We start from the raw sequence: 7,119 nt of genomic DNA, 5'->3' as shown, positions 1-7,119 counted from the left end.
CTCTCCCCCGAACCCTCCCCCCACGCAGGAGAAGTGGCGCCGCCACGTCGGGAATGGCGGGTGCCACGACCCTCGTGGCGCCGACAGGTCGAAGGGCAAGGCTACCGACGGCACCGGGAGGAAGCGGAGTGACCGACCAGGGGACCACCTCGCGGGAGAAAGCGGCACGGGCGGGCGCTCCCGCGCCGGCGATCGAGGCCAGGGGCCTCGTCAAGACCTTCGGCGAGACCCGCGCCCTCGACGGTCTCGACCTGGTCGTCCCCGCCGGCGGCGTCTACGGCGTCCTCGGCCCCAACGGCGCGGGCAAGACCACCGCGCTCCGCATCCTCTCCACCCTGATGCCGGCCGACGCCGGGCACGTCACCGTGCTGGGCCTCGACATCACCGCCCAGGCCGACCAGGTGCGCGGCCGGATCAGCCTCACCGGCCAGTTCGCCTCGGTCGACGAGGAGTTGACGGGCCGCGAGAACCTGATCCTGCTCGGCCGGCTGCTCGGCCACCGGCACGCCGCGGCCACCGTCAGGGCCGGCCGGCTGCTGGGCGCGATGGGGCTCGCGGACGCCGCCGACCGGCAGGCCAAGACCTACTCGGGTGGGATGCGGCGCCGCCTCGACATCGCCGCCGGGATCATCGTGCCGCCCGACATCATGTTCCTCGACGAGCCGACCACCGGCCTCGACCCGCGCAGCCGCAACCAGGTCTGGACGATCGTCCGTTCGCTGGTCGCCCGGGGCACCACCGTCGTCCTCACCACCCAGTACCTGGACGAGGCCGACCAGTTGGCCGACCGGATCGCGGTCATCGACCACGGCCGGATGATCGCCGAGGGGACGCCGGGCGAGCTGAAGGCCTCGGTCGGCTCCGGCATCCTCCGGGTGCGGGTCGCCGACCCGGCCCAGCGCTTCGCGGCCGTGCGGGTGTTGACGAGGGCGCTCGACGTCGAGGTGCAGCTCGAGTCCGACCCGTCGGCGCTCACCGCCCGCGTCGACGACAGCGAGTCCAGCGTCCAGGCGCTGGCCGAGCTCACCCGCAACGGGGTGCCCACCACCGAGTTCGCGCTGGGACAGCCCACCCTCGACGAGGTCTTCCTGGCGCTCACCGGCCACCCGACGGAGCAGACCGAGGACGGCGAGGCGGACCAGCGGGCCGCCGCGGACCTCACGAAGGAGCGTGCGGCGTGAGCACCGACGTCCCGACCAGCCCCGGCGTCGCCGAGGCGGCGACCGACCCCGAGACGACGCCCGCCCGCGAAGGCGCCGGTGGCGAGCCGATCGACCACGAGCTGCTCGCCGTCCTCGGCGAGGGGGAACGGCCGCCGCCCGCCGGCCGGTTCTCCGCCTCGATGAGCCACCTCTACCGGGCGATGCTCCGGGTCAGGCACAGCCCCACCCAGGTCACCGACGTGACGCTGTTCCCGCTGGTGATGCTGCTGATGTTCACCTTCCTCTTCGGCGGCGCGCTCGCCGAGGGCGGCACCAGCGAGTACCTCCAGTACTTCCTGCCCGGCGTGCTGGTGAACACCGTGCTCATGATCACCATGTACGTGGGCATGGGCCTCAGCAGCGACGCCGAGAAGGGCGTCTTCGACCGGTTCCGCTCGCTGCCGATGTGGCGCCCCTCGGCCATCATCGGCCCGCTGCTCGCCGACGCCGCCCGCTACGTCATGGCCTCGATCATGATGCTGACCTTCGGCTTCGTCCTCGGCTACCGGACCCAGGGCGGCGGCGCGTTCGGCATCGTCGCCGCGGTGCTGCTCATCGTCGTCTCCGCCTTCTGCCTGTCCTGGCTGTGGACCCTGATCGGCCTGGTCACCAGGAACGAGCGGGCGGTGACCTCGATCAGCATGATGCTGCTGATGCCGCTCACCTTCGCCAGCAACGTCTACGTCTCGCCCGACACCATGCCCGGCTGGCTCCGGGCCTTCGTCGACGTCAACCCGGTCAGCCACCTGGCGACCGCGGTCCGCGGCCTGATGGGCGGCACCGCGAGCACCGGCGACGTGCTGCTGGTGCTCGCCGAGGCGGCGGCCATGCTGGCCGTCTTCGCCCCCCTCACCATGCGGGTCTACCGCACGCGGAACTGACCAGCCGCGTTCCCCGCCCGCGCCGCGGTGGCGTCCTCCCCCTTCTGACGCCGCCGCGGCGCGGGCACACTGGTGCGCACGGCCGAGGGCCGGGGAAGGGGGCAGCGGATGTCGGAACAGCGTGTGCCGACCGGCCCGGAGGGCGGTCGCGGGCCACGGCCGGCGACCATCCACGAGGTCGCGCGGCTGGCCGGGGTCTCGCACCAGACGGTCTCCCGCTTCCTGCGGAACGACCCCAGCATGCGGCCCGAGACGACGCGCCGGGTCTCGCAGGCGGTGGCCACACTCGACTACCGCCCCAACCGGGCCGCCAGGAGCATGCGCACCCGCCGCTCCCACCGGATCGCGGTGATCCTGCCCGACTCCACGGGCTTCGCGCCGACCCGGATGCTGCGCGGCGCCGCGGCCGCCGCGCACGAGGCCGGCTACCTGCTGGACGTGGTCGGCCTGGAGGGTGACGCCGCGGCGCGGGCCGCCCGCGTCGAGACGCTGCTCCAGCCGGAGAACGTCGACGCGATCCTCTCCCTGACCCCGCTCCCCGAGGGCACCTCGCCGGCCCTGCCCACCGTGGTCGACGGCGAGTACGACGACAACATGCGGGCCCGCGGCGTGCTGGCCGACGCCACGCCGGCGGCCGAGCTGATCCGGCATCTGGCGGGCCTCGGGCACCGGCGGTTCGCGCACGTGGCGGGCTCGGCGACCTGGGCGTCGGCGCGCAACCGGCGGGCGGTGTACGAGGCGACGGTCGCCGAGCTCGGTCTCGAGTCGCGCGCGGTGGTCGAGGGCGACTGGAGCGTGCGCTCCGGCTGGGACGCGGGCCGGGAGGTGATCGCCGGCTCCGGCGCCACGGCGGTGTTCGCGGCCAACGACCGGGTGGCGTTCGGCGTCGTGCGCGGGTTGCAGAGCGTGGGCGTCGACGTGCCGGGCGAGGTCAGCGTGTTCGGCTGGGACGACGACGAGATGGGCCGCTACCTGGACCCGCCGCTGACCACGGTGCGGGTCGACCGGGAGCGGCAGGGCCGCGAGGCGGTGGGCCGGCTGCTGGCCCTGCTGCGCGGCGAGTCGCAGGCGGAACCGCCGCCCGCGACGGCGCTCAACGAGGTGGTGCTGAGGGGCTCGACCGGGCCCGCGCCGGCCGGCCGGATTCGGGGCGTGTCCGCGGCCGTCACCCCAGACAAGTAGGGGTAAAGGTCTTGTGTGATCGATCACATGGGCCTTAGAGTCCGGTCGGTGCAAGCGCTTACCGACGACGAACTTACGCAGCAGGAGCCTCGCATGCCCTCCTCTCCGCCCGCCTCTCCGAAGCCCCGCCTCCGTGCCGCCGTCGTCGGCACCGGCGGCATCGTCACCGGCAGCCATCTGTCGGCCCTGACCGCCCACGCCGACCGGGTCGAGCTGGTCGCCGCCGTGGACATCGACCCCGCTCGTCTCGACGTGTTCGCCGCCGCGGCCGCCGAGGCGGGGGCGACCGTCACCGGCTACCAGGACCTCGGCGCGATGCTGGCGGCCGAGCGTCCGGACCTGGTGCTGATCGGCACCCCGCCGGCGCTGCACCGCGAGCAGACGGTCGCGGCGCTCAACGCCGGCGCCTGGGTGCTGTGCGAGAAGCCGCTGACCCTCTCGCTCGCCGAGTACGACGAGATCGCCGCGGCCGAGGAGGCCAACGGCACGTTCGCCTCGGTCGTCTTCCAGCACCGCTACGGCTCGGGAGCCGTCCACGCCCGCGAGCTGATATCCGGCGGCGAACTCGGCCGCCCGTTGGTCGCGCACTGCCAGACCACCTGGCACCGGGACACCGCCTACTACGCCGTGCCCTGGCGCGGCCGGTGGGCCACCGAGGGCGGCGGCCCCACCATGGGCCACGGCATCCACCAGTACGACCTGCTGCTGCACCTGCTCGGCGAGTGGACCGAGATCCGCGCCATGGCCGGCCGGCTGGTGCACGACGTGGAGAGCGAGGACGTCTCCACCGCACTCGTCCGCTTCGCCGACGGCGCGCTGGCCACCGTCGTCAACAGCGTGCTCTCGCCCGACGAGGTCAGCCGGATCAGGATCGACTGCGCCGACGCCACCGTCGAGGTCACCCACCTCTACGGCCACCGCAACACCGACTGGGTCTACACCCCGCGCCCCGGCCTGGACGACGAGGCGCGGGTCAAGCACTGGCGCACCCCGGCCACCGACGTGCCCAGCGGGCACGGCGCCCAGCTCGGCGTGCTCCTCGACGCGTACGAGCGCGGCGAGCGGCCGCCCGGCAGCGGCCCCTCCGCCCGCGCCACCGTCGAGTTCGCCGCCGCCCTCTACAAGTCGGCCTTCACCGGCGAGCCCGTCCACGCCGGCGAGATCACCCCCGACGACCCCTACTACTCGGCCATGCACGGCGACCACCCGGACTGGAGCCCCACGCGATGACGATCCAGGTCACCCACACCCTCGGCGACCGCATCACCGTCGGCCACGGCGACGTCGAGCTGCTCTCCTACGTCTACCGCCCGGACGCGGACCCCTTCGAGTCCCGCAAGCCCTACATCCACCCGCTCCGCACCCTGGCCGGCAACCTGGCGTCCGGTTACCGGCCCAACGACCACCGGTGGCACAAGGGCCTCCAGATGACGGCCAGCCACCTGTCGGAGCAGAACTTCTGGGGCGGCAACAGCTACCTCGGCCCCGAGACCGGCTACCAGCGCGTCGAGGAGCGGGTCGGCTCCATGCGGCACGACGGCTTCGGCTCGCTGCACGCCGAGGCTGACCGGTTCACGCTCGCCGAGAACCTCACCTGGGTCGCCCACAACGGCGACGAGTGGGCCGTCGAACAGCGCGGCGTGACCGTGCACGCGATCGACTCCACGGCCGGGGCGTACGCCGTCGACTGGTCGATCCGGCTGACCAACGTCCGCGAGGAGCCGCTGCGCTTCGGCTCGCCGACCACCGCCGGCCGGGAGATGGCCGGCTACACGGGGCTCCAGTGGCGCGGCCCGCGCGACTTCACCGGCGGCCGGGTGATCACCCCCAAGGGCCCGGCCACCGACCAGGAGACGATGGGCACCCCGGCCACCGACGCGCCCTGGGTGGCGTTCACCGCCACCCACGACGACGTCGACGCCGACACCACCCTGGTCTTCGCGCACGCCCCCGAGAACCTGGGCGAGGGCGCCGTCCACGCCTCGCACTGGTTCGTGCGCTCCCAGCCGATCCCGACGGTCGCCTTCTCCTGGGCGTTCTTCGAGGAGTTCGAGCTGGTGCCCGGCGCCTCGTTCGACTACCGCTACCGCGTCGTGGTCGCCGACGGCGCCTGGGACGTCGACCGGATCGAGGCCCACCTGGCCGGGCTGTCATGGTGACGCCGGGCACGGTGAGCCTGCCCCACCCGCTGCCCGGCGCGGTGGGGCTCTCGCACCTCAGCGCCTACGAGTGGGAGGCCGCCGACGGCGTCTGCGGCGGCAGCCCGCACCTGCACCTGGTGTGCACGGAGGCGTACGTCGTCACCGGCGGCACGGGCGCCGTGCAGACGCTCAGCCCGGACGGCTACCGCGACATCCCGCTCCGCGCCGGCTCCGTCGCCTGGTTCACGCCGGGCACGGTGCACCGGATGGTGCAGGGCGGCGGGCTGCGGATCACCGTGCTCATGCAGAACAGCGGCCTGCCCGAGGCCGGCGACGCGGTGTTCACCTTCCCGCCCGAGGTGCTCGCCGACCCCGACCGCTACGCGGCCGCCGCCGCGCTGCCCACCGGCGCCCCGGACGCCGAGGTCGCCGACGCCGCCCGCCGGCGCCGCGACCTCGCCGTCCAGGGCTACCTGCCGCTGCGCGCCGCGCTCCAGGCCGGCGACAACGGCCCCTACCGCGAGTTCCAGCGGACCGCGGCCCGGCTGGTCGCCGACCGGGTGCCGACCTGGCGCGCGCTGTGGCGGGCCGGCGCGCTGGCCGCCGCCGAGCGCACCGGCGAGCAGCTCGCGGCGTTGGAGGCCGGCGACCCCGGCTACCTCGCCGACGCCACCGCCCACGACGCCGCGCCGAGCCGCGAGGGCGGCTACGGCATGTGCGGGCGCCGCGACGAGTACGCGGTGCCCGGCACCACCCTGCACACCACGGAGGCGTAACCGAAGGGACAGGGGGCAGGCGACAGCGGACACGCGACAGGGGACAGGGATGAGCGGGACGAGCGGGACGAGCGGGACGAGCGGGAGCGACCGCCGCGAGCCGGGCGAGGTCTTCGGGCCGCGGCTGACCCTGTTCGCCGACATGCTGGCCGTGGGCCTGGTGACGACGCTGGCCAGCCTGCCGCTGGTCACCGCGCCGGCCGCGCTCTCCACCGCCTGCGCGGTGCTGCGCGGCGCGGGCGAGGACCGGCCGGCGACGGCCGGCCGCTACCTGCGGCTGCTGCGGCGCCGGCTGCGCCTCGGCGACCTGGCCGCCGGCGCGGTGGCGCTGGCCGGCGTGCTGCTGGTCGCGGCCGACCTGGCGCTGGTGCGGGCCGGGCTGCCGGGCGGCCCGGTCGCGGGGCTCGCGGTGGGTGCCGTCGCGGCCGGCGCCGTGGTCGTCGGGCTGCGCTCGTGCGGCCGCCCCGAGTCGGTCACCGACTGGCGGGCGGCGGCGCGCGGCGCCGCCGGCGACGCGGCGCGGGACGTGGGCGGCAGCGCCCTGGTGCTGCTCGCCCTGGCGACGGCGGTGCTGTGCGGCTGGATGATGCTGCCGCTGGCGCTGCTCGTCCCCGGCCCGCTGGCGCTCGCGCTGGCCGCCGTCGACGTGCGGACCCGGCGCTATGCTGCTCTCCCGGCGGGCCGTTAGCTCAATTGGCAGAGCCGCGGACTTTTAATCCGTTGGTTGTGGGTTCGAGTCCCACACGGCCTACGAGCGGAGCGCGGGCCGGGGGCCGGGTGGCCGGCGGCAAGATCGACTCGCCGGCCGCCCGGCCTCCTGGAGCGGAGCGGCGGCCACCACACCGCCGACACGCTCGCCGAGGCCCTGACGGAGGCCGTCCCCGGGGTGGCCGCCACCGTCTTCCACGCGCTCGGCATGGCGGCCAAGGACCGCGAC

8 protein-coding genes and 1 tRNA gene are annotated in these 7,119 nt (G+C 74.8%); all 9 read left to right on the top strand.

Going from position 1 to position 7,119, the window contains the following annotated elements:
- Positions 1–128: 128 nt before the first annotated feature.
- On the top strand, positions 129–1,181 hold the full coding sequence (locus tag E1283_RS28450) for an ATP-binding cassette domain-containing protein (protein WP_243745169.1): 1,053 nt from the start codon (positions 129–131) through the stop codon (positions 1,179–1,181).
- Complete coding sequence (locus E1283_RS28445; RefSeq protein ID WP_132821037.1) at positions 1,178–2,083, top strand: ABC transporter permease; 906 nt, start codon at positions 1,178–1,180, stop codon at positions 2,081–2,083. Before E1283_RS28450 ends, E1283_RS28445 begins: the two co-directional genes overlap by 4 nt.
- Before the next feature lie 108 nt (positions 2,084–2,191).
- Entirely contained in the window at positions 2,192–3,265 is a 1,074-nt protein-coding gene (locus tag E1283_RS28440; protein WP_132821036.1) for a LacI family DNA-binding transcriptional regulator, read from the top strand.
- 93 nt (positions 3,266–3,358) lie between these two features.
- On the top strand, positions 3,359–4,495 hold the full coding sequence (locus tag E1283_RS28435; RefSeq protein WP_132821035.1) for a Gfo/Idh/MocA family protein: 1,137 nt from the start codon (positions 3,359–3,361) through the stop codon (positions 4,493–4,495).
- Entirely contained in the window at positions 4,492–5,424 is a 933-nt protein-coding gene (locus E1283_RS28430; protein ID WP_132821034.1) for a DUF6807 domain-containing protein, read from the top strand. Before E1283_RS28435 ends, E1283_RS28430 begins: the two co-directional genes overlap by 4 nt.
- The gene (locus tag E1283_RS28425) at positions 5,418–6,182 is read left to right on the top strand and encodes a cupin domain-containing protein (RefSeq protein ID WP_132821033.1); all 765 of its coding nucleotides are present in this window, start codon (positions 5,418–5,420) and stop codon (positions 6,180–6,182) included. Before E1283_RS28430 ends, E1283_RS28425 begins: the two co-directional genes overlap by 7 nt.
- Before the next feature lie 49 nt (positions 6,183–6,231).
- Positions 6,232–6,870 carry a hypothetical protein gene (locus tag E1283_RS28420; protein ID WP_132821032.1) on the top strand — a complete coding sequence of 213 codons (639 nt, stop codon included), beginning with the start codon at positions 6,232–6,234 and terminating at the stop codon, positions 6,868–6,870.
- A tRNA-Lys gene (locus E1283_RS28415) sits at positions 6,861–6,933 on the top strand. The genes E1283_RS28420 and E1283_RS28415 overlap by 10 nt, the downstream gene beginning before the upstream one ends.
- Positions 6,907–7,119: hypothetical protein (locus E1283_RS28410; RefSeq protein ID WP_132821031.1), on the top strand; the 213-nt coding region annotated here is incomplete at its 3' end. The genes E1283_RS28415 and E1283_RS28410, both read left to right, overlap by 27 nt.

The sequence above is a fragment of the Streptomyces hainanensis genome, from assembly GCF_004348415.1.
GTDB classification, from domain to species: domain Bacteria; phylum Actinomycetota; class Actinomycetes; order Streptomycetales; family Streptomycetaceae; genus Streptomyces; species Streptomyces hainanensis.
Note: the sequence above shows the minus strand (reverse complement) of the source record. Positions and strands in the feature narration are given on the sequence as shown.